Origin of the sequence: Devosia sp. Leaf64, assembly GCF_001421945.1 — a bacterium.
Taxonomy (GTDB): Bacteria; Pseudomonadota; Alphaproteobacteria; order Rhizobiales; family Devosiaceae; genus Devosia.
Genome location: NZ_LMLO01000019.1, coordinates 53,990 through 76,242, shown reverse-complemented (window position 1 = coordinate 76,242; position 22,253 = coordinate 53,990). Strand labels below are relative to the sequence as shown.

Annotated in this window: 18 protein-coding genes; 15 read left to right on the top strand and 3 right to left on the bottom strand. The window is 61.1% G+C overall.

The window, feature by feature from the left end; all coding sequences use genetic code 11:
• Window positions 1-25 precede the first annotated feature (25 nt).
• From gshB to ASE94_RS11480, 4 genes are all read left to right on the top strand, one after another.
• Window positions 26-970, top strand: coding sequence for a glutathione synthase (gene gshB / locus ASE94_RS11495; protein WP_062630523.1), 945 nt, complete (start codon window positions 26-28; stop codon window positions 968-970).
• Window positions 971-1,019: 49 nt separating this feature from the next.
• Window positions 1,020-1,265: a hypothetical protein gene (locus ASE94_RS11490; protein WP_061908525.1), complete on the top strand. Its 246-nt coding sequence runs from the start codon at window positions 1,020-1,022 to the stop codon at window positions 1,263-1,265.
• A gap of 9 nt (window positions 1,266-1,274) precedes the next feature.
• A complete protein-coding gene (locus ASE94_RS11485) occupies window positions 1,275-1,655 on the top strand; it encodes a helix-turn-helix transcriptional regulator (RefSeq protein WP_062630522.1) in 381 nt (126 codons plus the stop codon).
• 61 nt (window positions 1,656-1,716) lie between these two features.
• Window positions 1,717-2,355, top strand: coding sequence for a MarC family protein (locus ASE94_RS11480; protein WP_062630521.1), 639 nt, complete (start codon window positions 1,717-1,719; stop codon window positions 2,353-2,355).
• Here ASE94_RS11480 and ASE94_RS11475 read toward each other — a convergent pair.
• A complete protein-coding gene (locus tag ASE94_RS11475; RefSeq protein WP_062630520.1) occupies window positions 2,348-3,190 on the bottom strand; it encodes a GH25 family lysozyme in 843 nt (280 codons plus the stop codon). The two genes, ASE94_RS11480 and ASE94_RS11475, sit on opposite strands and share 8 nt — an antisense overlap.
• A 177-nt stretch (window positions 3,191-3,367) precedes the next feature.
• Here ASE94_RS11475 and ASE94_RS11470 point away from each other — a divergent pair, with 177 nt between their 5' ends.
• Genes ASE94_RS11470 through ASE94_RS11460 form a run of 3 tightly spaced genes read left to right on the top strand, consistent with a single transcriptional unit; the run spans window position 3,368 to window position 6,019 of the window.
• Window positions 3,368-4,894 carry a YifB family Mg chelatase-like AAA ATPase gene (locus ASE94_RS11470; protein ID WP_062630519.1) on the top strand — a complete coding sequence of 509 codons (1,527 nt, stop codon included), beginning with the start codon at window positions 3,368-3,370 and terminating at the stop codon, window positions 4,892-4,894.
• Entirely contained in the window at window positions 4,891-5,535 is a 645-nt protein-coding gene (locus tag ASE94_RS11465; protein WP_062630518.1) for a DUF1294 domain-containing protein, read from the top strand. The genes ASE94_RS11470 and ASE94_RS11465 overlap by 4 nt, the downstream gene beginning before the upstream one ends.
• A 31-nt stretch (window positions 5,536-5,566) precedes the next feature.
• Window positions 5,567-6,019 (top strand): NUDIX hydrolase, encoded by a 453-nt coding sequence (locus ASE94_RS11460; RefSeq protein ID WP_062630517.1) that lies wholly within the window; start codon window positions 5,567-5,569, stop codon window positions 6,017-6,019.
• Between the two features lie 49 nt (window positions 6,020-6,068).
• Here ASE94_RS11460 and ASE94_RS11455 read toward each other — a convergent pair whose 3' ends face one another.
• Together ASE94_RS11455 and ASE94_RS11450 are read right to left on the bottom strand one after the other, a co-directional pair.
• Window positions 6,069-6,770 (bottom strand): YafY family protein, encoded by a 702-nt coding sequence (locus tag ASE94_RS11455; RefSeq protein WP_062630516.1) that lies wholly within the window; start codon window positions 6,768-6,770, stop codon window positions 6,069-6,071.
• A gap of 127 nt (window positions 6,771-6,897) precedes the next feature.
• Window positions 6,898-7,908: an aldose epimerase family protein gene (locus tag ASE94_RS11450; protein ID WP_062630515.1), complete on the bottom strand. Its 1,011-nt coding sequence runs from the start codon at window positions 7,906-7,908 to the stop codon at window positions 6,898-6,900.
• 132 nt (window positions 7,909-8,040) lie between these two features.
• On the opposite strand from ASE94_RS11450, the gene ASE94_RS11445 reads away from it, so the two are divergent.
• The 8 genes from ASE94_RS11445 (at window position 8,041) to ASE94_RS11410 (ending at window position 22,193) form a co-directional block, all read left to right on the top strand.
• The gene (locus tag ASE94_RS11445) at window positions 8,041-9,084 is read left to right on the top strand and encodes a LacI family DNA-binding transcriptional regulator (protein ID WP_062630514.1); all 1,044 of its coding nucleotides are present in this window, start codon (window positions 8,041-8,043) and stop codon (window positions 9,082-9,084) included.
• 89 nt (window positions 9,085-9,173) lie between these two features.
• Entirely contained in the window at window positions 9,174-10,637 is a 1,464-nt protein-coding gene (gene xylB / locus ASE94_RS11440; protein ID WP_062630513.1) for a xylulokinase, read from the top strand.
• Window positions 10,634-11,941, top strand: coding sequence for a xylose isomerase (xylA, locus tag ASE94_RS11435; RefSeq protein WP_062630512.1), 1,308 nt, complete (start codon window positions 10,634-10,636; stop codon window positions 11,939-11,941). The genes xylB and xylA overlap by 4 nt, the downstream gene beginning before the upstream one ends.
• 156 nt (window positions 11,942-12,097) lie before the next feature.
• A complete protein-coding gene (locus tag ASE94_RS11430; RefSeq protein ID WP_062630511.1) occupies window positions 12,098-13,729 on the top strand; it encodes a glycoside hydrolase family 43 protein in 1,632 nt (543 codons plus the stop codon).
• A gap of 638 nt (window positions 13,730-14,367) precedes the next feature.
• Complete coding sequence (locus ASE94_RS11425) at window positions 14,368-15,639, top strand: aminotransferase class I/II-fold pyridoxal phosphate-dependent enzyme (RefSeq protein WP_062630510.1); 1,272 nt, start codon at window positions 14,368-14,370, stop codon at window positions 15,637-15,639.
• Window positions 15,640-15,780: 141 nt separating this feature from the next.
• Window positions 15,781-16,614 (top strand): DUF2189 domain-containing protein, encoded by an 834-nt coding sequence (locus ASE94_RS11420; protein WP_062630509.1) that lies wholly within the window; start codon window positions 15,781-15,783, stop codon window positions 16,612-16,614.
• A gap of 88 nt (window positions 16,615-16,702) precedes the next feature.
• Window positions 16,703-19,417: a DNA mismatch repair protein MutS gene (gene mutS / locus ASE94_RS11415; RefSeq protein WP_062630508.1), complete on the top strand. Its 2,715-nt coding sequence runs from the start codon at window positions 16,703-16,705 to the stop codon at window positions 19,415-19,417.
• A complete protein-coding gene (locus ASE94_RS11410) occupies window positions 19,398-22,193 on the top strand; it encodes a [protein-PII] uridylyltransferase (RefSeq protein ID WP_062630507.1) in 2,796 nt (931 codons plus the stop codon). The genes mutS and ASE94_RS11410 overlap by 20 nt, the downstream gene beginning before the upstream one ends.
• Window positions 22,194-22,253 lie beyond the last annotated feature (60 nt).

Below are 22,253 nucleotides of genomic sequence, written 5' to 3'. Positions count from 1 at the left end.
GGTCCCGCAAATCAAAGAGATAAAAATGCTCAAAGTCGCCGTCCAGATGGACCACGTCTCCACCATCAATCCACGCGGCGATTCCACCTTCGCCATGATGCTCGAGGCCCAGGCCCGCGGCCACGAATTGCTGCATTATACGGCTGACACCCTGTCGCTTCGCGACAACGTCGTCACCGCTCTCGTCCAGCCGATCACGGTGACCGATGCCGAAAAGGGCCAGCATTTTACCCTCGGCGAAGCCAAGCGCTTGGATCTTTCGACCCAGGACGTGATCCTGATGCGCCAGGATCCGCCCTTCAACATGAACTACATCACCATCAGCCACATCCTTGAGCGGCTGCACCCCAAGACGCTGGTGGTCAATCCGCCCGCCGCGGTGCGCAATGCACCGGAAAAAATCCTGGTGACGGATTTCCCCGAACTAATGCCGCCGACGCTGGTGACGCGCGACCGCGCCGAAATCCACGCCTTCCGCAAGGAGCACGGCAATATCATCGTCAAGCCGCTCTACGGCAATGGCGGCGCTGGCGTCTTCTTCCTCCAGGAAGGCGACCATAACCTGGCGTCCCTCATCGAACTGTTCGAGATCAACTATCCCGAACCTTTCATGATCCAAAAATACCTTCCCGACGTCCGCAAGGGCGACAAGCGCATCATCATCGTCGATGGCGAGCCTGTCGCCGGCCTCAACCGCATTCCTGCCGATGGCGAAGCGCGCTCCAATATGCATGTCGGCGGCCGCCCCGAACTGTCGCCCCTCACCGAGCGCGAAAAAGAAATCTGCGCCGCCATCGCCCCGGCGCTCAAAGAGCGCGACATGATTTTCGTCGGCATCGACGTCATCGGCGACTACCTCACCGAAATCAACGTCACCTCCCCCACCGGCATCCGCGAAATCAAGCGTTTTGGTGGCCCCGACATCGCTGTGATGATCTGGGACGCGATCGAAAAGCGGCGCATGGTGTAAGGGCCAACAACCATTCCTCTTTAGTGTCGTCTGCGATCAGGAGGTCACGATGAAAACCATCATTCTGACTGCGCAGGCGGCAAAAGAACTGGATGCGCTGCCTTTGTTCGCGCGCGAGCAGATTTCCCACGGGCTTGATCTTTACGCCATGACAGGCAGAGGTGATATTAAGGCTCTGCAGGGTCAATCGGGCTTTCGCCTTCGAATTGGCCGGTACCGTGTGCTTTTCGACGAAGACCGCCTGACAATTTTGGCGGTCCAGATCGGCAAGCGAGAAACGACCACCTATCGATAGGAGGCTCTGATGGGTGTCCAGATTATTACTACGCCCACTGGCGAGGAAATGGTGCTCATGTCTCGGGCAGAGTATGAGGCACTTCTGGCTGATCGTGACGATGCTTTTGAAGATGGGGCCGACGCAGCAGCTTTTGCTGCCGCGCGCGCCGCTCTCCGGTCGGAAGATATCCTTCCCGCTTCAGTCAGCGCCGAAATTCTTGCCGGAGAGAGCCGTCTCTGCGCATTCCGAAAATGGCGTGGCTTAGACGTCACTGATCTTGCGGTTGCTACTGGAATTGACGGCATGGTCCTCACTCAAATCGAAGCCGGCGATCGCCTGTTTTCTCGAGATGAGGCCGCACGTATTGCCGAGGCACTTGACCTGCCCATGAGTTGGCTCGCCGCCTAGCCCTCTTGGCCTCCCCCGCCAAATCCCCTAGTGCTAAGGTTTGGGGTTTGCGGGGCGATCCATGGATACTTCGGCTTTTCTCGTCGCCTTTGCGACGCTGTTCGCGACAGTCGGCGTTGCCGATATCGCCTTCATCTTCGCCGCGCTGACAAAAGATAATACACCCGCGCAGCGCCGCACCTTTGCGACCCGTGGCGTCGTTATCGCGCTGTTGATCCTGTTGTTCTTCGCCTTCCTCGGCAATCTGATCCTTGATGTCTTCGGCATTACCATCCCTGCGCTGCGCACGGCTGGCGGCGTCCTGCTGCTATTGATCGCCATCGACATGGTTTTCGCGCGCCATTCGGGCGGCACAGGCACGACCGACGAGGAAGAGGTTGAAGCCCGTCAGGCCCACGATATTTCGGTGTTCCCGCTCGCCATGCCGCTCCTAGCGGGTCCCGGCGCCATCAGCGCCGTCATCCTGCTGACGACCGGCGCCGAGTCCCAAGCCGAATTCTGGCTGGTCATCGCCGCCATCATCGTCATCTTAGCGCTGGCCTGGTTGACGCTGCTCGTCGCTATTCCCATCCAGCGCCTCCTCGGGCTGACTGGTCTTTCCGTGGTTTCCCGCGTCGTCGGCATCCTGCTTGCGGCTCTCGCTGTGCAGTTCGTCTTCGACGGCATCAAGGCCTCGGGCCTCCTCGGCGCCGCTACTTGACGAACTGGCAGCGGCCGGTGGGGGCGAGGGCCGAGATGGCGCGAGGGTCGCAACCTGTCGAGAGGAACATCAACCAGTCATTCGTCGAGCCATAGAAGACGTTCCGGTCGACCTCGCCCTTGACCCCAGGCACAACGCCCGTCTGGGTATATTGCCAGAAAGTCCAGGTGCGGTTTTCGTAGCGCTCATGCGGCTCGGCTGCGGTCGAGCGCAGCCAGAATGTGTTCGGAAAATATTCGCCTGCGAGGATATCGCGGTGGAAGTTCATGTCGGTATAGATGATCGGCAGCTTGCCGGTATGGCGCTCCATCACATCGAGCATGAGCCGGATTTTTTCGAGCGCATCGGCCTTGCTCGGCTTTACCGTGCAGCTTGAATGATTGTTCCATTCGAGGTCGAGCACGGGTGGCAGGGCGCTTGGATCGGCCGGCACGTTCTGCACGAACCAATTGGCCTGCTCCGAAGCCAGCGAACACCAAGTCATGAAATGATAGGCGCCGCGCGGCATGCCGGCATTGCGCGCCCGCTCCCAATTGGCGCGGAAATTGGGATCGACATAGTCCTTCCCCTCCGTCGCCTTCATGAAGACAAAGTGGGTGCCGCCGGCCCGCGCCCGGTCGAAATCGATATTTTCCTGATATCGCGCGACGTCGATGCCTTGCACCGGCATGCCGCGGGCGCGATCGACACCGGCATGGGGCCGGTTGTCTCCCGGAATGGCGCCATAAAGCCCGCCGCCGGTCGCGCAAGCTGCCAATGCTGCCACTGTCAGGCCCATCACAGCGTGGCGCAACAGAGCGGAAACAGAGGCGGGCAAACGAAAGGCGCGGGCCATCAACACACTCGACTTAGAAAGACAATCACAGCCTTTGATTCAACATGTCGGGGTTAATGGACGTTTAGGGTAACCAATGTGGCAGTGAACATGGTTAACGAGCCATCTTCTGTTCGCTCTCCGTTCTTGACTGACGCGGTTCTTCTGTTAGCGTTGCTTGAGGTGGGGGCCTTGTTCATGGTTACGCGTGTTGCCACAGTCGCCTTTAACGGCATCGAGGCGGTGCCGGTCGATGTTCAGGTGCAAATCGCGCCCGGTCTTTCCAAGTTTCTGATGGTTGGTCTGCCCGATAAGGCGGTAAAGGAATCAAGCGAGCGCGTTCGCGCAGCGCTTGTCGCTTCTGGCCTCGGCCTCCCGCCCAAACGCATCACGGTCAATCTCGCCCCGGCCGATCTGCCCAAGGAAGGGAGCCACTATGATCTCCCCATCGCTCTGGGCCTGATGGCTGCCATCGGCGCTATCCCACAGGATGCGCTCGATCGCTATCTGGTGCTTGGTGAACTGGGGCTTGATGGCCGTCTGGCCCATGTGGGCGGCGTTCTTCCTGCCGCCATTGCCGCCACGGCCCGGGGGTTGGGCATTATCTGCCCCACGGCATCTGGCCCCGAGGCGGCCTGGGCCAATAAAGACATCGATATTGTCGCGGTCGATAGTCTTCTCTCCCTTGCCAATCATCTCGTCGGCCGGCAATTGCAGGCCCGGCCGCGTCCGGTGCAGCGCCTGATCGATGCCGGTACTCTGCCCGACCTGGCCGATGTCCGGGGTCAGGCCGTGGCGCGCCGGGCGCTCGAAGTTGCGGCAGCCGGCGGTCATAATCTTCTTCTTGTTGGTCCGCCCGGCGCCGGCAAATCTATGCTGGCCGCGCGATTGCCCTCGATCCTGCCGCCGCTTGAGCCGCGCGAATTGCTCGATATCTCGATGATCCAGTCGATCGCTGGTGAACTGGCGGGTGGCGCCCTGTCCGATCGGCGTCCGTTCCGCGCCCCGCATCATTCAGCTTCGATGGCCGCGCTGGTTGGCGGTGGCCTAAAAGTGCGGCCGGGCGAAGCGAGCCTTGCCCACAACGGCGTTCTGTTTCTCGATGAGCTGCCCGAATTCGCGCCCAGTGTCCTCGATAGTCTCCGCCAACCGCTCGAAAGCGGCGAAATGGTCATTGCCCGCGCCAATGCCCGCGTCACTTACCCCAGTCGCTTCCAGCTCATCGCCGCCATGAACCCCTGCAAATGCGGCATGGCCGGCACGCCCGGCCACACTTGCAAGCGCGGGGACGCCTGCGCCGCCGATTATCAGTCGCGCATTTCCGGGCCATTCCTTGATCGCATCGACATCCGCATCGATGTTCCAGCCGTCTCCGCGACGGATATGATCGGCTCTGCTCCCACCGCTGAGCCGTCGTCTGTCGTTGCCCAGCGCGTAGCCATGGCTCGCGTGCGTCAGCGCGAGCGGTACAAAGCGGTCGGCGCGCCAGAGGTGTTGACCAATGCGGCCGCCAGTTCAACGCTGATCGAAAAACTCGTCGAGCCCGACCGCGATAGTCAAACGCTGCTGCTCATGGCGGCCGAGCGCTACAATCTTTCCGCGCGCGCCTATCATCGCGTTCTCAAGGTTGCCCGCACTTTGGCCGACCTGGCCAATTCCGAAAAAGTCGCGCGTCCGCACATCGCGGAAGCCTTAAGCTATCGTCTCAATTTCGGTGCTGCGTGAGCAATCTTCGCGGTGAACTGGTTCACTGGAATGATGCGCGTGGCTTTGGCTTCATCGCGGGCGATGATGGCCAGCGCTACTTCGTCCATATTTCATCCATCATGCGGATCGCAACACGCCCGCGCGTCGGCGACGTGGTCTATTTCGCTGCGCGCAAGGGCGAGAAACAACAGCTTGAGGCACGCTCCGTCACCATTGCAGGTGCCAATCCGGTTACGCCGCAAGCGCGCCGGAGCCAAATCAGGCGCGAGCTCGATTGGCAGCTTATCCTTGCGCTGAGTCTGCTGGGCCTCTTGGCCTATCTCATCTGGCATGACCCATTTGCCGGCTTCCTGCTCCTGCCCTACGCCGCCGGCGGCGTGCTGACATTTTTCGTTTATTGGCTGGATAAGCGCGCGGCGGAAGCGCAAGCCTGGCGGGTCAGCGAAGCCACTTTGCATGGTCTCGATCTTGCCTTTGGCATCATTGGCGGCCTCCTGGGCCAGGCAATTTTCCGGCACAAGACGCGCAAAACGCGCTTTATGTTTGCGACACTCATGATCGGTTTCGTCCATCTTGCGCTGCTCGCTGGACTTGCCCTTGGCGAAATCAAACTCGAAGCACTACCCGCGACGCTTCATGCTGTATTGGTGGGTCAGTGATTCACGTGAAGCAGAGTTTGAGGAGATTTTTATGCGCCATCGCATTTCGGCCGGCGTTCTGGCCATGCGCGACGACAAAATTCTCCTCGTTCGTCACTATCGCGCTGGCAAGCATGATTTCTGGGCTGGCCCCGGGGGCGGCGTCGAAGGCAGCGAAGAACTCTGGCAAGCCGCAGAACGCGAGGCTTTCGAAGAAACCGGCCTCCGCGTCATGGCGCAAAATCTTGCTTATATCGACGAGTTGGTCGATGGCTGGGGCCGGGTGGTGAAATTCTGGTTTCTCGCGCGCTTCATTTCCGGTGAGATCGATATCACCGCCAATCCCGCCTTGGGCGAGAGCATTAGCGAAGCCGGTTGGTTCGGGCAGCATGACCTCCCCAAGGGCCATGTCTTTCCGGAAATGCTCCGCGATCGTTTCTGGACCGAACGCACCACAGGGTTTCCCGCGCCCATCAAACTCCCGCTGCGCCAATCTATTTTTTAGCTCGCAGCTTTGCCTTTACGGCTGCCGTGTTTCACGTGAATCCAAAGCGTTACGCGTCGTCATTGCGGCGATCATTCACCCAGCTCTCGCGCCATTCGCGTTCGAGCACGGAGCGGCGCTTGCCGTAGCGCTCATCGGTCACGACCAAATTGACGATGCGGTCTGTACGGAAATTTCGAAAATTCTGGCGCAGCAGGCACCAGGCGGCAATGGTCTGCTTGCCCTCGTAAAAGGCGAGACCCACCGGCCAAAGCGTACGCGACGTCGCCCGCCCCTGCTCGTCCTGATAGTCGATTGTCACCGCCCGCTCCTGTCGCATGGCGAGGCGAATCTCTCCGAGCACGGGAATAGGCTTGCGTCCCCCCCATTGCGCCATCGGCCAAAGCGCGGTGTCGCTGATCCGATCGCGCAGATCTTCGGGCGATGCTGTGGCAATTTTAGCAAGCGCATTCTGTGCAGCTGCGCTCAAGCCATCATCGGGCTGCGTCCCGACCCAGCGCGCGCCCAGCACCAGCGCCTCGAGCTCCTCCGCCGAAAACATCAGCGGCGGCAGGAAGAAGCCGGGTTTGAGCATATAGCCAATCCCTGCCTCGCCGTCGATCGGTGCCCCGAGCCCAATCAAGGTCTGGATATCGCGATAAAGCGTGCGGACGGAAACGCCCTGTTCCTCGGCCAAGGCCGCTGCCGTCACCGGCCGCCGATGCCGCCGCAGCGCATCCATGATGGCAAATAGTCGCTCGGTCTTGTCCATGACGCCCTCGTGAACAGAGAAGGAACGGGATGGCAGATTCTGGCCTAGAAATCCACTAGCGGCAAAAGAAAAGGCCGCCCCATGGCGGCCTCCTCAGGTCCGGTCAACGCTGCGAACAGCCCAGAAATCAAGCGATCTCGATATCGCACCAGTGGCTATAGGGGCGCTCTGGCGAATGGATGACATTGGGGAAGTGCGGATTGTGCACGGCATCGGCAAAGCACTGATCTTCAAGGCAGAAGCCGGCATGTTTCTGATAGGTCTTGCCGCCAAGCCCGGGTACCGGAATACCGGTCCAGACGCCATTATAGACCTGCACGCCCGGGCGGTCCGACCAGATCTTGAGGGTCAGATCCTTGTCCGGCGACACCACCGTCGCGATCGGGTCGGCATGCTTGCGGCCCGTGTCGAGCACAAGGCCCATGTCATAATCGACCGGCACGCCGTTGGCATCGCGCATGGTGCGCGGCTGGCGCAGATCATAGATCGTGCCCTTGGAGGGCAGGATGGCGCCGGTCGGCGCGAGATCGTCGCCCAGCTCGGTATAGGCGCTCGAATTGATCTGGATGGTGTGGTCGAGCACCGTATCAGCCGTGCCAAGATTGAAATATTGGTGCTGCACGAGGCTGATCGGGGTGGCGCGATCGGTTGTTGCCGCGAGCTCCAAGTGGAGAGTATTGCCGCGAAGGCTATAGGTCGCCGAGAAATTGACATTGCCCGGATAACCCATGGCGCCATCGGGCGAGAAATGGGTGAAGCGCACGGCATTGTTGGCATTGTCGACTTGGCCGGTCCATACCTGACGTCCCAGGCCCTCGGCCCCGCCATGAAGCTGCAGGTCGCCGGCATTGGGCGGCAGCTTGTAGGTGACGCCGTCGATCTCAAAGCTCGCGCCCTTGATGCGGTTGGCCACACGGCCGGCCAGTGCGCCAAAATGCGGGCTGTGCTCCACATAGTGCTCGAGCGTTTCAAACCCCAGGACGACGCCGCGCTCACCACCGGCGACAGGGACGCGCCAATCGCGCACGGCCACGCCATAGCCGATAATCTCGACAGTCACACCGGTATCGCTGACCAGCTTGAACTGGTCGACGCGCTGGCCCTGATGTTCGCCGAATGTCGAAACGTCGATGCCCATGGCATATCCCCTCAAAGTCTTTTGGCGCGGAGGTTTAGCCTTTTCGGTTCCTTGCGGCAACGCCGCACTTGACCTTTTCGGCTACCCCGCGAACTGTGGTCCCTAAAGCAAAATCAAGAATGCGGGGACAATGTGAACGAGGAGGCGACGCGGCGCAGAGCAACGGTTCATGACGTCGCCAAGGCCGCGGGCGTGTCGCTTGCAACGGTGGATCGCGTCCTTAATGGCCGCTCCGGCGTGCGCGCCGCCACGGCCGAAAAGGTCGAAGAGGCCATCGTCCGCCTCGGCTTTTCCCGCGATCTCAATGCCTCGCTCATGGCGCGCGCCCGGGATTTGAAGGTCGTCTTCTTTATCCCCGATGGCTCCAACGAATTCATGGATAGCCTCGCCGAGGCCGTCGCGCGCCGCAGCATGCTGGCCCTTTCCGATCGCATGCATCTCAGCACCCGACGCATCCGCGCCCTCGATGCTGGATCGCTCGCCGCAGGCCTCGATGCGCTCGATCCCAAGGATTGCGACTGCGCTGTCATCGTCACCAGCGAAGAGCCCGAAATCCTCGCCGCCGTCGATTCCGCCACCCGCCGCGGTATTGCAGTCATGACGTTGGTCTCGGATCTGCCCGGCTCTGCCCGCAAGCATTTCATCGGCGTCGATAATGTTGCTGCGGGCCGCACCGCTGCCTCACTCCTCGGTCGCTTTTTGCCTCAAGGCGGCAAGGTCGCCGTTATCGCAGGCTCGCTCCACCTTCGCGACCATCTCGATCGGCTCGACGGATTTCGCGAGGTTTTGGTTCGCGACTTTCCCGCCCTTCACCTCGTCGGCCCGCTTGAAGGCCATGACGAATGCGCCGAAACCCAAGCTTTGGTGGCTAAGCTTCTCTCCGACTATCCTGATCTCTCCGGTATCTACAATCTCGGTGCCGGTAATATGGGCCTTGTTGGGGCCCTCGAGGCTGTTGGTAATAAAACATCCCCGCGAGTCATCGCACATGAACTCAGCGCTCCTACACGTGCGGGCCTGATGTCCGGCGCCATCGACGTGGTTCTCGACCAAAACCCCGACGGCGAAATTCGAGAAGCCATCACAGCCGCGCGTGCGCTGGCATTGGGGGCTGGCCGTCATATCGCCACAGACCCCATTGAAATTGGCATTTTCCTGCGCGACAATCTGCGTTAGAACACCGCCATTCAAAAGAGGGCGGGCCTGAAAACCGGGCGGGAGGACGATCCGTTGATTTGCGAACTCAGAATTGAGGTACGTGCCTCATGACTTTTCTTGGTATTGATATCGGCACGTCCGGTGTGAAAGCCTTGCTGATTGACGGCAATGGCAAATCGCTCGGCGAAGCCTCGGCTTCCGCCGTCGAGCCCGTGCGCCCCCATCCCGGCCGGTCCGAGCAGAACCCGACCGATTGGTGGACCGCGACTCTCGCAGCCATTGACAAGCTCAAGCTCTCGCATCCGATCGAACTCGCCGCCGTCACCGGCATCGGCCTTTCGGGCCACATGCATGGCGCGACGCTGCTTGGCAAAAACGACGAAATTTTGCGCCCCGCCATTCTCTGGAACGATGGGCGCTCGGCCGCCGAATGCCTCGAGATGGAAGCTGCGCTCCCAAGCCTCCGCCAGCTCGCCGGCAATATCGCCATGCCCGGCTTTACGGCGCCAAAAATCGCCTGGGTCCGCAAGCACGAGCCAGCCGTCTTCGACAAAATCGAGAAGGTCCTGCTGCCAAAGGCCTATGTTCGCCTTTTGCTGACCGGCGACTATGTCGAGGACATGTCGGATGCCGCCGGCACGCTCTGGCTCGACGTCCAAAAACGCGACTGGTCCGATGATCTCTTGGCCGTCACCGGCCTCACCCGCGATCACATGCCGCGTCTTGTCGAAGGCTCCGCGCCTTCCGCCCAGCTCAAATCCGACCTTGCCGCCCGCTGGGGCATGTCCGGCGCCGTCATCGTTGCCGGTGGCGCTGGCGACAATGCTGCTGCCGCCTGCGGCATCGGCGCTATTCGTCCCGGCGAGGGCTTTGTCTCGCTCGGCACTTCCGGCGTGCTTTTCGTCTCCACCGAAAAGTTCAGCCCCAATACCGAAGGCGCCGTTCATGCCTTCTGCCACGCCATCCCAGACACCTGGCACCAGATGGGCGTCATTCTCTCGGCGACCGATTCGCTGAATTGGCTGAGCCGCATCACCGGCAAGAAGCAAGCCGAACTCGCCGGCGAAGCCGAAGCCCAGTTCACTGGCCCGGGCGAAGCGATCTTCCTGCCCTATCTCTCGGGCGAGCGCACGCCGCATAACAATGCTGGTGCCCGCGGCTCTTTCACCGGCCTTTCCCAATCGACCGACACCGCCCAGATGGCGCAAGCCGTCATGGAAGGCGTCACCTTCGCCATGCGCGATTGTCAGCGCGTTTTGGCTGATGCCGGCACCAAGATCGACCGCTTGTTGGCCGTCGGTGGTGGCTCCAAGTCGGCGCTGTGGCTCAAAATGCTGGCCACCAATCTCGACATGGAAATCGCCCTTCCCGAAGACGGCGATTTTGGCGGCGCGCTCGGCGCGGCCCGTCTCGGCCTTTGCGCGGCAACCGGCGCCAACCCTGCAGACGTCATGACCATGCCGCCGATCAAGACCACCATCGCGCCCGACAAAAAACTGTCGGCCGCCTATTCCGATCAATATGCGCGCTATCGCGCACTCTACCCCGCCATCGAGGAGGCACGTTCGTGAGTGATTTTTTCAAGGGCCTGAACCAGGTCAAGTTCGAAGGCCCGCAGAGCAAGAACGCTCTGGCCTATCGCCACTACAACAAGGACGAAGTGATCGCCGGCAAGCGGATGGAAGACCATATCCGCCCCGCCATCGCCTATTGGCACACCTTTGCCCAGGAAGGCGGAGACCCCTTTGGTGGCCGCACTTTCGATCGTCCCTGGTTCGACAAGGGTCTTGAAGGCGCCAAGCTCAAGGCCGAGGTCGCCTTCGAATTTTTCAACCTGATCGACGTGCCCTTCTTCGCCTTCCACGATGTGGACGTGTCGCCCGAAGGCGCAACGCTCGACGAATCGAACAAGAACCTCCGCGTCATCGGCGACATCATTGCCGCCAAGATGCAGGAAACGGGCAAGAAGCTCCTCTGGGGCACGGCCAACCTGTTCTCTAACCGCCGCTACATGGCAGGCGCTGCGACCAACCCCGATCCCGCCGTCTTCGCCTATGCTGCCGGCCAGGTGAAGACCGTGCTCGAGCTGACCCACGAACTGGGCGGCGAAAACTACGTGCTCTGGGGCGGCCGCGAAGGTTATGAAACCCTGCTCAACACCAAGATCGGCCAGGAACAGGACCAGATGGCCCGCTTCCTGACGTTGGTCATCGAGCACGCCGAAAAGATCGGCTTCAAGGGCCAGATTCTGATCGAACCCAAGCCGCAGGAACCGAGCAAGCACCAGTACGACTACGACGTCGCAACCGTCTATGGCTTCTTGCAGAAGTACGGCCTCGAAAAGAAGGTGAAGTGCAATATCGAGGTCGGCCACGCTTTCCTCGCCGGTCACTCGTTTGAGCACGAACTGGCCGTCGCTTCCTCGCTCGGCATGCTTGGCTCGGTCGACGCCAACCGCAACGACCTGCAGTCGGGCTGGGATACCGACCATTTCCCCAACGTTCCCGGTGAAATGGCGCTGGCCTTCTACTACATCCTGAAGCAAGGCGGCCTCGGCAAGGGCGGCTTCAATTTCGACGCAAAGGTCCGCCGCCAGTCGCTCGATCCGGCCGATCTGCTGCACGGCCACATCCTCGGCCTCGATACCCTGGCCCGCGGCCTCCAGGGCGCCGTCGCGCTCATCGAAGACGGCGAATTCGACAAGATGCTCGACGATCGCTATGCCGGCTGGAATTCGGGCATTGGTCAGGACATCCTCGGCGGCAAGCTGAGCCTTGCGGATATCGCTGCCAAGGTGCAGTCCGAAGGCATCAACCCGCAGCCAAAATCCGGCCGCCAGGAATATCTCGAAAACCTGGTCAACCGGTTCGTTTAAGACGAGCGCTGAGCCCCTCCCCTCTCCCCTTGTGGGAGAGGGTGCCCAAAGGGCGGGTGAGGGGTTTCTTTTCAAATCGCAGACCCCTCATCCGGCGCTGCGCGCCACCTTCTCCCACAAGGGGAGAAGGGTAGCGGTGGCGGGTGAGGAGCCACCATGCCGCAAATCACCAATCCCATCCTTCCCGGCTTTAACCCGGACCCATCCATTCTCCGCGTCGGCGACGATTACTACATCGCGACCTCGACGTTCGAATGGTTCCCGGGCGTGCAGATCCATCACTCCAAGGATCTCGCCAATTGGGAGCTTATTACCCGTCCGCTAAACCGCAAAACCCAGCTCGACATGCGCGGCGATCCCGATAGCTGCGGCGTCTGGGCGCCGTGCCTGACGCATGACGGCGAAAAATTCTGGCTCGTCTATACCGACGTCAAAAGGAAGGACGGCTCGTTCAAGGACGCCCACAATTACATCGTGTGGGCTGACAAGATCGAAGGCCCGTGGTCTGACCCGATCTACACCAATTCCTCGGGCTTCGACCCCTCGCTCTTCCATGATGACGACGGCAAAAAATACTTCGTCAACATGACCTGGGACCACCGCGTTCGCCCGCTTTTGTTCTCGGGCATCGTCATCCAGGAATTCGATCCCGTCGCCGAAAAGCTCGTCGGCCCGATCACTAATATCTACAAGGGCACTGACCTCAAACTGGTAGAAGGCCCGCATATCTATAAGCGCAACGGTTGGTATTATCTGCTCACCGCCGAAGGCGGTACGGCCTATGACCATGCCTGCACCTTTGCCCGTTCGCGCACCCTGACGGGCGAATACGAAACCCACCCCGACAAGCATATCCTCACCAGTAAGGACGCCCCGCTCGCCGCCATCCAGCGCGCCGGTCATGGCGATCTCGTCGAGACGCCCGACGGGAAAACTTATCTCGTCCATCTCGGCGGCCGCCCGACGACACAGGAACGCCGCTGCGTCCTTGGCCGCGAAACCTCGATCCAAGAAGCCTATTGGGGCGACGACGACTGGCTCTACGTCAAGAACGGCCCCGTACCGTCCCTCCATGTCGAAGTCCCCGGCACGCGAGACAAAGAGAAGTATTGGGCCGAGCAGCGCTACACGTTCGAAAATGGCCTCCACAAGGATTTCCAGTGGCTCCGCACGCCCGAGACCGATCGGATTTTCTCGACGGAAAACGGCAAGCTGCGTTTGTTCGGCCGTGAATCCATCGGCTCTTGGTTCGAACAGGCCCTCGTCGCCCGCCGCCAGACGCATTTCTCCTACGATGCCGAAACCGTGGTTGATTTTCACGCCACCAACGAGCGCACCATGGCGGGCCTTACCGCCTACTACTCGCGCTACAATTTCTTCTATCTCGCCGTCACCGCCCATGCCGATGGCCAGCGCGAACTCCTGCTCATGTCTTCGGAAATGAGCTGGCCTGACGGCAAGCTGCGCTTCCCCGCTGAGCCTGTGCAGATTCCCAATGAGGGCAAGGTCAAGCTCGCCCTCACTATTCGAGGCCGCGCCCTGCAGTTCTTCTATGCTCTCGAAGGCCAGGACCTGCAGCCCATCGGACCCGTCTTCGATGCCTCGATCCTTTCGGACGAATGCGGTGGCCACCAGGCCCATGGCAGCTTTACCGGCGCCTTCGTCGGCGTCGCCGCCCACGATCTCAACGGCACCGCCAGCCCTGCTGACTTCGACTATTTTGTCTACCGGCCTCAACACGATCCGTCCGATCGCTATGAGGTCGATAGCCTAGTGGGTAAGGCGTAACTAGTACTGCTCCCCCACCCACTGCTGTTACCTTGAGGCTTAACCCTAGGACCTTGCACTTAGCGAAGCTGCCGTAAGCGTAGGCCCCTCCCTTCCATCGTCATTGCCGGGCTCGTCCCGGCAATCCATCTCACCTCCGCATGGACCACCGGGACAAGCCCGGTGGTGACGACTGGTTGGATGGGTAAGCGGTGGCGCCAATCTATCCATCTTATCCCCGCCCCAAATTATGCCTTCATAATACCTCCATCCAAACTCGCATGGACGGTCTGCAGACGACAGTAGCGAGAGGGCCCGGCGCTGGATCGTCTCCAGGGCACGTTCGGGATTGGCCGCCTTGCGACGAGCGATCAAAAAGGCGCTGTGAATCCTGTCCGAAAAGAGGGCACCCCGGAGCGGTATGCGCTTCATCTTTCAAATCACCTTCGAGGTGCCTGCCGCTCCGGGGTCCGTCCACTAACAAGCATCCCGCAGCAATCACTGGCGGGAACAACCTGCTATGCCGCCATAGCACTCACGCGGCCGCCTAAACATTTTCAAAAATTCCCGTTTCCCTAGAACGGCTTGCCTCTGGCGCCGCTTGTCTTTTCGCGCAGTCCATCCAAATCTGGCCCCGCGTGGACCAAGGAGCCCAAGACATGAAACTGGAATCGATCGCCCTCCATCACGGCTATGAATCGGAGGCCACCACCAAGGCGGCTGCCGTCCCCATCTACCAGACGACGTCCTACACGTTCGATGACACCCAGCACGGCGCCGATCTCTTCGATCTCAAGGTCGCCGGCAATATCTATACCCGCATCATGAACCCGACGACTGCCGTGCTCGAAGCGCGTGTCGCCGAGCTTGAAGGCGGCATTGCCGGCCTCGCCCTCGCCTCAGGCATGGCGGCGATCACCTATGCCATCCAGACCATTGCCGGCGTCGGCGACAATATCGTCTCTATCTCCCAGCTCTATGGCGGCACCTATAATCTTTTCGTCCACACTTTCCCCCGCCAGGGCATCGAAACCCGCCTCGTCAACCACGACGATTACGAGGGTTTTGAAAAGGCCATCGACAGCAAGACCAAAGCCGTCTTCCTTGAATCCATCGGCAATCCCGCCGGCAATGTCGTCGATATCGAGAGGATTGCCGAGATCGCCCATCGTCATGGCGTACCGGTCATCGTCGATAATACCGTCGCGACGCCCTATCTGACGCGCCCCTTCGATTTCGGCGCCGATATCGTCGTTCATTCGCTGACGAAGTATATAGGCGGCCATGGGACATCGATCGGCGGTATCATCGTCGATAGCGGCAAATTCGACTGGAAGGCAAACGCCACCCGCTTCCCGGTGCTGAACGAACCCGATCCGTCCTATCACGGCGTCGTCTATACCGAGGCGCTCGGCCCCGCAGCCTATATCGGCCGCGCCCGCGTCGTGCCGCTGCGCAATACCGGCGCTGCCATTTCGCCCTTCAACGCCTTCCAGATCCTGCAGGGTCTCGAAACCCTCGGCCTCCGCATCGAGCGCCACTCGGAAAATGCCCTGAAAGTCGCGCAATACCTCAAGAGCCACCCCAAGGTCGAATGGGTCAATTATGCCGGCCTGCCCGATAGTCCCTATAACGCCGTCGCCAAGAAAATCTCGAAAGGCTCGGGCTCCGGAATTTTGTCCTTCGGCATTCAGGGCGGCAAGGAAGCCGGCGGCCGCTTCATCGATGCGCTGCAGATGATCCTGCGCCTCGTCAATATCGGCGACGCCAAATCCCTTGCCTGCCATCCGGCTTCGACCACGCACCGCCAGCTTTCCCCCGAAGAGCTGAAAAAGGCTGGCGTCTCCGAGGACCTCGTCCGCATTTCGGTCGGCATCGAACATATCGACGACATCATCGCCGATATCGAACAGGCTCTCGCCAAGGCCTGATCACGATTTCCCGCGCGGGGGCGACAAGCTCCCGCCTGGGGCGTAGGCTGCACAAGGTTAGCGGTCGCAGGTTCTGCGTCTCGCGCCGGTTTGCGCAATACGCCGGATATGCGGCCTCCCCTTGCGGAAGGAGGTCCCGATATGGCCCAAATGCACGTTATGGCCGGCGCTGGCGACAAGCTGGATCTGCCCGTCATCAAAACCATCACCCTTGCCGATCTGACCGAAGCGCTGCGCCGCGGCGCCGCAGATTTCTGGGCCAAGCCCAGCCATTATTTTCTCCTGGCCCTGATCTATCCGGTGATCGGCATTGTGCTGACCGTCTGGATGAACGGCTTTCACACCTGGCCCCTGCTCTATCCATTGATCGGCGGCTTTGCGTTGATCGGCCCGATCGCCGCGCTGCCGCTCTATGAAATCTCCCGTCGCCGCGAATTGGGCGAAGAACCGTCCTGGCGCGACGCCATCGGCGTCATCCATTCGCCCGCCATGGGCAGCATCATCGCCATCGGCGCCATGCTCTTCGTCCTTTTCACCCTCTGGCTCACCAGCGCCCAGGCACTTTACGAAAACCTCTTCGGCGCCTCACCGCCCCAAACCTTTGGCGCCATGTTCAATCAAGTCTTTGCCGAACCCGGCGGCATGACGCTCGCCATCATCGGCACGGCAGTCGGCGCCGCCTTTGCGCTTGTCGTCCTCTGCACCTCGGTCATCGCCTTCCCGCTGCTGCTCGACCGCGATGTCGGCGCCTATGTTGCGGTAGAAACCTCCTTCCGCGCCGTCATGCACAATCTTATCCCCATGCTGGCCTGGGGGCTTATTGTCGGAATCTCGGTTTTTGTCGGCGCGCTCACCCTCTTTGTGGGTCTTGCCGTCATCTTGCCGATTCTTGGCCACGCGACCTGGCATCTGTATCGGGCGACGGTCGACGATGCCTCGATGATCCGGACTATGCCGCATGGCCAAAGACCTTAAACAGCCGGGCAAAGCGCAAAGGGAGGAGTTGGCTTCTTAACCACAAGGTCTTAGTCTCGCCGCTTCCTTGCCCGAACGACCCGAGCTCATGGACCACACTCCCTTCGAGGCCCCAAACAGCGCCGCCACGGCGACGCTGACGCCGATGATGGCGCAGTATTTCGAGATCAAGGCGGTCAATCCGGGCTATCTCCTATTCTACCGGATGGGCGATTTCTACGAGCTTTTCTTCGAAGACGCCGAAATCGCCAGCGCCGCCTTGGGTATCGTGCTGACCAAGCGCGGCAAGCACCTCGGCGAGGATATCGGCATGTGCGGCGTGCCGATCCACGCCGCCAATGATTATCTCAATAAGCTCATTCGCCTGGGCCATCGCGTCGCCATCTGCGAGCAGGTCGAAGACCCCGCCGAAGCCAAGAAGCGCGGCAGCAAATCCGTCGTCAAACGCGACGTCGTGCGCCTTGTAACCCCCGGCACTCTGACCGACGACGACCATCTCGATGCGCGCTCGGCCAACTACCTCGCCGCGCTGTTCATGGTCCGCCATGGCGATACAGATTTCGCCCTCGCCTGGGCCGATATTTCGACGGGCGAAACCTTTGTCGCCGATCTCCCGGCCGATCGCCTCGCCGACGAACTCGCGCGGATCGCCCCAGCCGAACTGCTCCTCACCGACGCAATTCGTCAGGCCTTGACCGAGCGCCATCTCTTTGCGCCCGCCTGGTCTGCCGTCGCCACTACCCTGCCGCCCGAAGCGGCCAATAGCGAAGCCGCCTCCGGCATTCTCCGCAGCGCCTTCCCCGCCGAGATTTTCGACCCCTCCTCGCTCTCCCGCGCTAGCCGCGGCGCGCTGGCGAGCCTCGTTGCCTATATCGGCGAGAGCCAAAAAGGTCGGCCGGTTCCTCTTCGCGCTCCGGTCCTGCAGGCAACCGACGCCGTCATGGCCATCGATGCCGCGACGCGCTCGAGCCTTGAAATTCTCGTCACCCAGCGCGGCCAGGCCAAGGGCTCGCTGCGCAACAGTATCGACATGACCGTCACCGCGCCCGGCGCCCGCCTCCTCGCTGCGCGTCTCGCCGCCCCCTTGCGCAATGCTGCCGCCATCAATGATCGCCTCGATGCCGTCGAGCGTCTGGTCAACGATCCGCTTCTTCGTGCCCGGCTCCGCACCGATCTCAAGGCCGCGCCCGATCTGGCCCGCGCCCTCTCCCGCCTCGCGCTTGAACGCGGTGGCCCGCGCGATCTCGCCGCTGTGGGCAAGGCCGTTGCTGCCGCGCTCGATCTTTCGGCAACGCTCGCCAATCAAGCCGACCTGCCGCCCGCTCTCGGCAAACTGACGGAAACGCTCGCCAACGCACCCCGCGCCCTTTCCTCCGAATTGGCCATCGCGCTCGACGACGACCTGCCGCTCTTTTCCCGCGATGGCGGCTTTGTTCGTCCCGCCTATGACAGCAAGCTTGATGAAGAACGCGCCCTCGGCTCCGAAACCCGCGCTGTCGTCGCCGCTTTGCAAGCCCGGCTCATGGACGAAACCGACGTCCGCTCGCTCAAGATCAAACACAATGGCGTCCTCGGCTTTTTCGTCGAGGTCCCCGCAGGTCACGGTCAAAAGCTGCTGGAGCCGCCGCACCGCGAGGTCTTCATCCATCGCCAGACCCTCGCCAACGCCATGCGGTTCACGACGACCGAATTGGCTGAGCTAGAAGGCCGAATCGCCAAGGCACAGGGTGCCGCCCTCGATATTGAACTCGCGATTTTCGCTCGCCTTCGCGACGCTGTGCTTAAACAGACAAGCGCTCTCCAAACTCTCGCCGACGCCCTGGCCGAGCTAGACGTCTCCTCCGCTCTCGCGGAAGTGTCCGCCACGCGCTTTTATTGCCGCCCGCAGGTCGATGAGGGCCTTGCTTTCGCCATCGTCGGCGGGCGCCATCCGGTCGTGGAACAAATGGTGCGGGTAGAAGGCCAGGATTTTGTGGCCAATGACGCCGATCTCTCGGGCAGCGAAGAGGTCGGTGGTGGCAAACTCTGGCTCGTCACGGGCCCCAATATGGGCGGTAAGTCGACCTTCCTTCGCCAGAACGCGCTGATTGCCATCCTCGCCCAGATCGGCGCCTTCGTCCCTGCCGAAAGCGCGCATATCGGCGTCGTCGATCGCCTCTTTTCCCGCGTCGGCGCCTCTGACGATATCGCCCATGGCCGCTCGACCTTCATGGTCGAAATGGTCGAAACCGCTGCCATCCTCAATCGCGCGACAAGACGCTCCCTCGTTGTCCTCGATGAAATCGGCCGCGGCACCGCCACCTTCGATGGCCTTTCCATCGCCTGGGCTTCGGTCGAGGCGCTGCATGAAACCACCGGCTGCCGCGCGCTCTTTGCGACCCATTTCCATGAATTGACCAGCCTTGCCAAAACCCTCACCCGCGTCGCCAATGTCACGATGAAGGTGCGCGAATGGGAAGGCGATGTGGTCTTTCTCCACGAAGTCGGCCCCGGCGCGGCCGACCGCTCCTATGGTATTCAGGTGGCCCGGCTTGCCGGCCTGCCTGACCCTGTCATCGCGCGCGCCAAGCAGGTCCTCGATATTCTCGAGCAACGCTCGGTCGGCACGGCGTCTTCCAAGGACAAAGCCAGCGTGCTAGACGATTTGCCGCTCTTTGCCCATCAGCCAGCCCCGGCACCAAAGATCAATGACCCCATTCACGAAGCCCTCGATGCCGTCCGCCCCGACGATATGACGCCCAAGCAAGCCATCGAAGCGCTCTACGAATTAAAGAAATTACGCGATGACGCTCGTCGACGCTGAAGCCAAACCGCGAAAATCCCACTTCGTGCTGAAGACGGCCGAGACCATTCTCGCCGAACTCGATGGCGTCGTGGGCGATCAACCGGCCAAGACCCCGGCCGCCCGCATGGCTGTCCTGGCCCATATCCGCCAGACCCTTGCCGAAGCCCGCAGCCAGGCCGAGGCCGAACTGCTCGCCACCAATAAGGGAACGCGCTGCGCGCAAAATCTGTGCTCCGCGCAGGACGAGATCATCACCGCGGTCTATCTTTTCGCTTCCACCCGGGTTTATCCCGTCGACAATCCGTCCGGCGCTGAGGCGATCGCCCTGTCCGCCGTCGGCGGCTATGGCCGCGGCACGCTGGCGCCGGGCTCCGATATCGATCTCCTCTTTATCCTCCCCTATAAGCAAACCCCCTGGGGCGAGCAGGTCACCGAATATATCCTCTATATGCTCTGGGACTTGGGCCAGAAAGTCGGCCACGCCGTCCGCTCGGTCGATGAATGCATCCGCATGGCCCGCGCCGATATGACCGTGCGCACCGCAACCCTCGAAGCCCGCTTTCTCACTGGCGATCGGACCCTTTTCAATAATCTCGTCAAACGCTTCGAAACCGAGATCATGCCCAAGACGGGCCCGGAATTCATCGCCGCCAAGATGGCGGAGCGCGATGAACGCCACCGGCTCATGGGCAATACCCGCTATGTCGTCGAGCCCAATATCAAGGACGGCAAGGGCGGGCTCCGCGATCTCAATACGCTCTTCTGGATCGGCAAATATTTTTACCAGGTCAAGACCAGCCACGAGCTCGTTGAAAAGGGCGTGCTCACCGCCGCCGAATATCGCCTCTTCTCCCGCGCCGAAGACTTTTTATGGGCGGTGCGATGTCACCTCCATTATGTCACCGGCCGCGCTGAGGAAAAGCTGACCTTCGACGTCCAGCCCGATCTCGCCCGCCGCATGGGTTATGCCGGCCGCATCGGCATGCTCAGCGTCGAGCGCTTCATGAAGCGCTATTTTCTCGTCGCCAAGGATGTCGGTGATCTCACCCGCATCATCTGCGCCAGCCTCGAATTCCATCACGCCAAGGATATGGATCTCGTCGGCCGCGTTCTCGCGCCCTTCCGCTCGGGCAAGTCCAAGATCAAGGGCGAGACAGACTTCGTCGTCGACACCGGTCGCCTCAATATTACGGCGGCCGATGTCTTCGAAAAGGACCCGGTCAATCTCATTCGCATGTTCATGGTGGCTGGCCGCGAAGAGCTGCTCTTCCATCCCGACGCCATCAAGCACATCCGCGATAGCCTGAGGCTCATCGACAACAAGCTGCGACACGACCCCAAGGCCAATGCCCACTTCCTGACCATCTTGACGAGCCCACTCTATGTCGAGCGCATCCTCCGTCAGATGAACGAAAGCGGCGTCCTCGGAAAATTCGTGCCCGATTTCGGCAAGATCGTCGCCCTGATGCAGTTCAACATGTACCACCACTATACGGTGGATGAGCATCTGATCCGCTCTGTCGGTGTCATGGCCGATATCGCCAATGGCGGCCTCCGCCAGGAATTGCCGCTGACCCACGAGCTGCTGCCCCAGCTCAACGACACGCGCCTTCTCTATGTGGCGCTGTTCCTTCACGATATCGCCAAGGGCCGGCCCGAAGACCATTCCATTGCTGGCGCTCGCATCGCCAAAAAGCTTTGCCCCCGCTTTGGCCTTAACCCGGCCGAAACCGACACCGTCGCCTGGCTCATCGAATATCATCTCCTGATGAGCGAGATCGCCCAGGCCCGCGATATTCAGGATCCGGAAACGGCGAAAGCCTTTGCCGATGTCGTCCAGTCGCCCCAGCGCCTTGCGCTCCTGATGATCCTCACCGCCTGCGATATTCGCGCCGTCGGCCCTGGTACCTGGACCGGTTGGAAAGGCTCCCTGCTCCGCTCGCTCTACTACGCCACCGAACCACTTCTTTCAGGCGGCCATAGCCAGGTCAGCCATTCCGATCGCGTCGAAGACGCGCGCCGCGTTCTCGGTGAAGCACTTGTCAAATGGCCACCGGCCGAGATCGAAACCTATACCGCCCGCCATTACGATCATTATTGGCTGCGCGCCGAGCCCGAGCTGCAGATCGAGCACGCACGCATGATCCGCCAGGCCGATGAGGCCAATCAGCCCTTTGCCGGCTCCATTCGCGTCAAAGCCTTCGAGGGCATCACCGAGGTCAGCTTCTATACGCCCGACCATCCGCGCCTCCTTTCCCTCATCGCCGGCGCCTGCACCATGCAGGACGCGTCGATCATCGGCGCGCAGATTTTCTCGACCCGCGATGGCCGCGCCATCGACACCTTTAGGCTCCGCCGTTCCTTTACCTCGGACGAAGACGAAAAGGTCCGCGCCACCCGCATCATCGATACGGTCAAGCAATTGCTGCAGGGCAAGCGCACCGTCCTCATTGATCTGGGCAAAGAGTCGCGCCACAACCGCCGCCTCAAACCCTTCGCGCTTCCAGCGCAGGTCTCGGTCTCCAACGCCATCTCGGAAAAGTTCACCGTCATCGAGGTATCCGGCCTCGATCGCATCGGTCTCCTCTATGCGCTGACCCGCGAAATCTCCGATCTCAACCTCACCATCGGCTCTGCCCATATCGGCACCTATGGCGAAAAGGCCGTGGACGTGTTTTATGTCACCGATCTGACGGGGCAGAAGATTCACGTGAAACAGCGGCAGCGTAAAATCCACGGCGCGCTGATGGACGTGTTCGAGCGTCCCGAGGACAAAAAAACAGCGAATGCCTAAAAGACCCCATCCTGAGCCTGTCGAAGGACGAGGTCGCGGCAGGCGCTCAACCGTGGATCG

Excerpts from the sequence above, each read along its gene's own strand:
- gshB (WP_062630523.1), top strand. The coding sequence starts at position 26 with ATGCTCAAAGTCGCCGTCCAGATGGACCACGTCTCCACCATCAATCCA.
- ASE94_RS11490 (WP_061908525.1), top strand. The coding sequence starts at position 1,020 with ATGAAAACCATCATTCTGACTGCGCAGGCGGCAAAAGAACTGGATGCG.
- ASE94_RS11485 (WP_062630522.1), top strand. The coding sequence starts at position 1,275 with ATGGGTGTCCAGATTATTACTACGCCCACTGGCGAGGAAATGGTGCTC.
- ASE94_RS11480 (WP_062630521.1), top strand. The coding sequence starts at position 1,717 with ATGGATACTTCGGCTTTTCTCGTCGCCTTTGCGACGCTGTTCGCGACA.
- ASE94_RS11475 (WP_062630520.1), bottom strand. The coding sequence starts at position 3,190 with ATGGCCCGCGCCTTTCGTTTGCCCGCCTCTGTTTCCGCTCTGTTGCGC.
- ASE94_RS11470 (WP_062630519.1), top strand. The coding sequence starts at position 3,368 with ATGGTTACGCGTGTTGCCACAGTCGCCTTTAACGGCATCGAGGCGGTG.
- ASE94_RS11460 (WP_062630517.1), top strand. The coding sequence starts at position 5,567 with ATGCGCCATCGCATTTCGGCCGGCGTTCTGGCCATGCGCGACGACAAA.
- ASE94_RS11455 (WP_062630516.1), bottom strand. The coding sequence starts at position 6,770 with ATGGACAAGACCGAGCGACTATTTGCCATCATGGATGCGCTGCGGCGG.
- ASE94_RS11450 (WP_062630515.1), bottom strand. The coding sequence starts at position 7,908 with ATGGGCATCGACGTTTCGACATTCGGCGAACATCAGGGCCAGCGCGTC.
- xylB (WP_062630513.1), top strand. The coding sequence starts at position 9,174 with ATGACTTTTCTTGGTATTGATATCGGCACGTCCGGTGTGAAAGCCTTG.
- ASE94_RS11430 (WP_062630511.1), top strand. The coding sequence starts at position 12,098 with ATGCCGCAAATCACCAATCCCATCCTTCCCGGCTTTAACCCGGACCCA.
- ASE94_RS11425 (WP_062630510.1), top strand. The coding sequence starts at position 14,368 with ATGAAACTGGAATCGATCGCCCTCCATCACGGCTATGAATCGGAGGCC.
- ASE94_RS11420 (WP_062630509.1), top strand. The coding sequence starts at position 15,781 with ATGGCCCAAATGCACGTTATGGCCGGCGCTGGCGACAAGCTGGATCTG.
- mutS (WP_062630508.1), top strand. The coding sequence starts at position 16,703 with ATGGACCACACTCCCTTCGAGGCCCCAAACAGCGCCGCCACGGCGACG.
- ASE94_RS11410 (WP_062630507.1), top strand. The coding sequence starts at position 19,398 with ATGACGCTCGTCGACGCTGAAGCCAAACCGCGAAAATCCCACTTCGTG.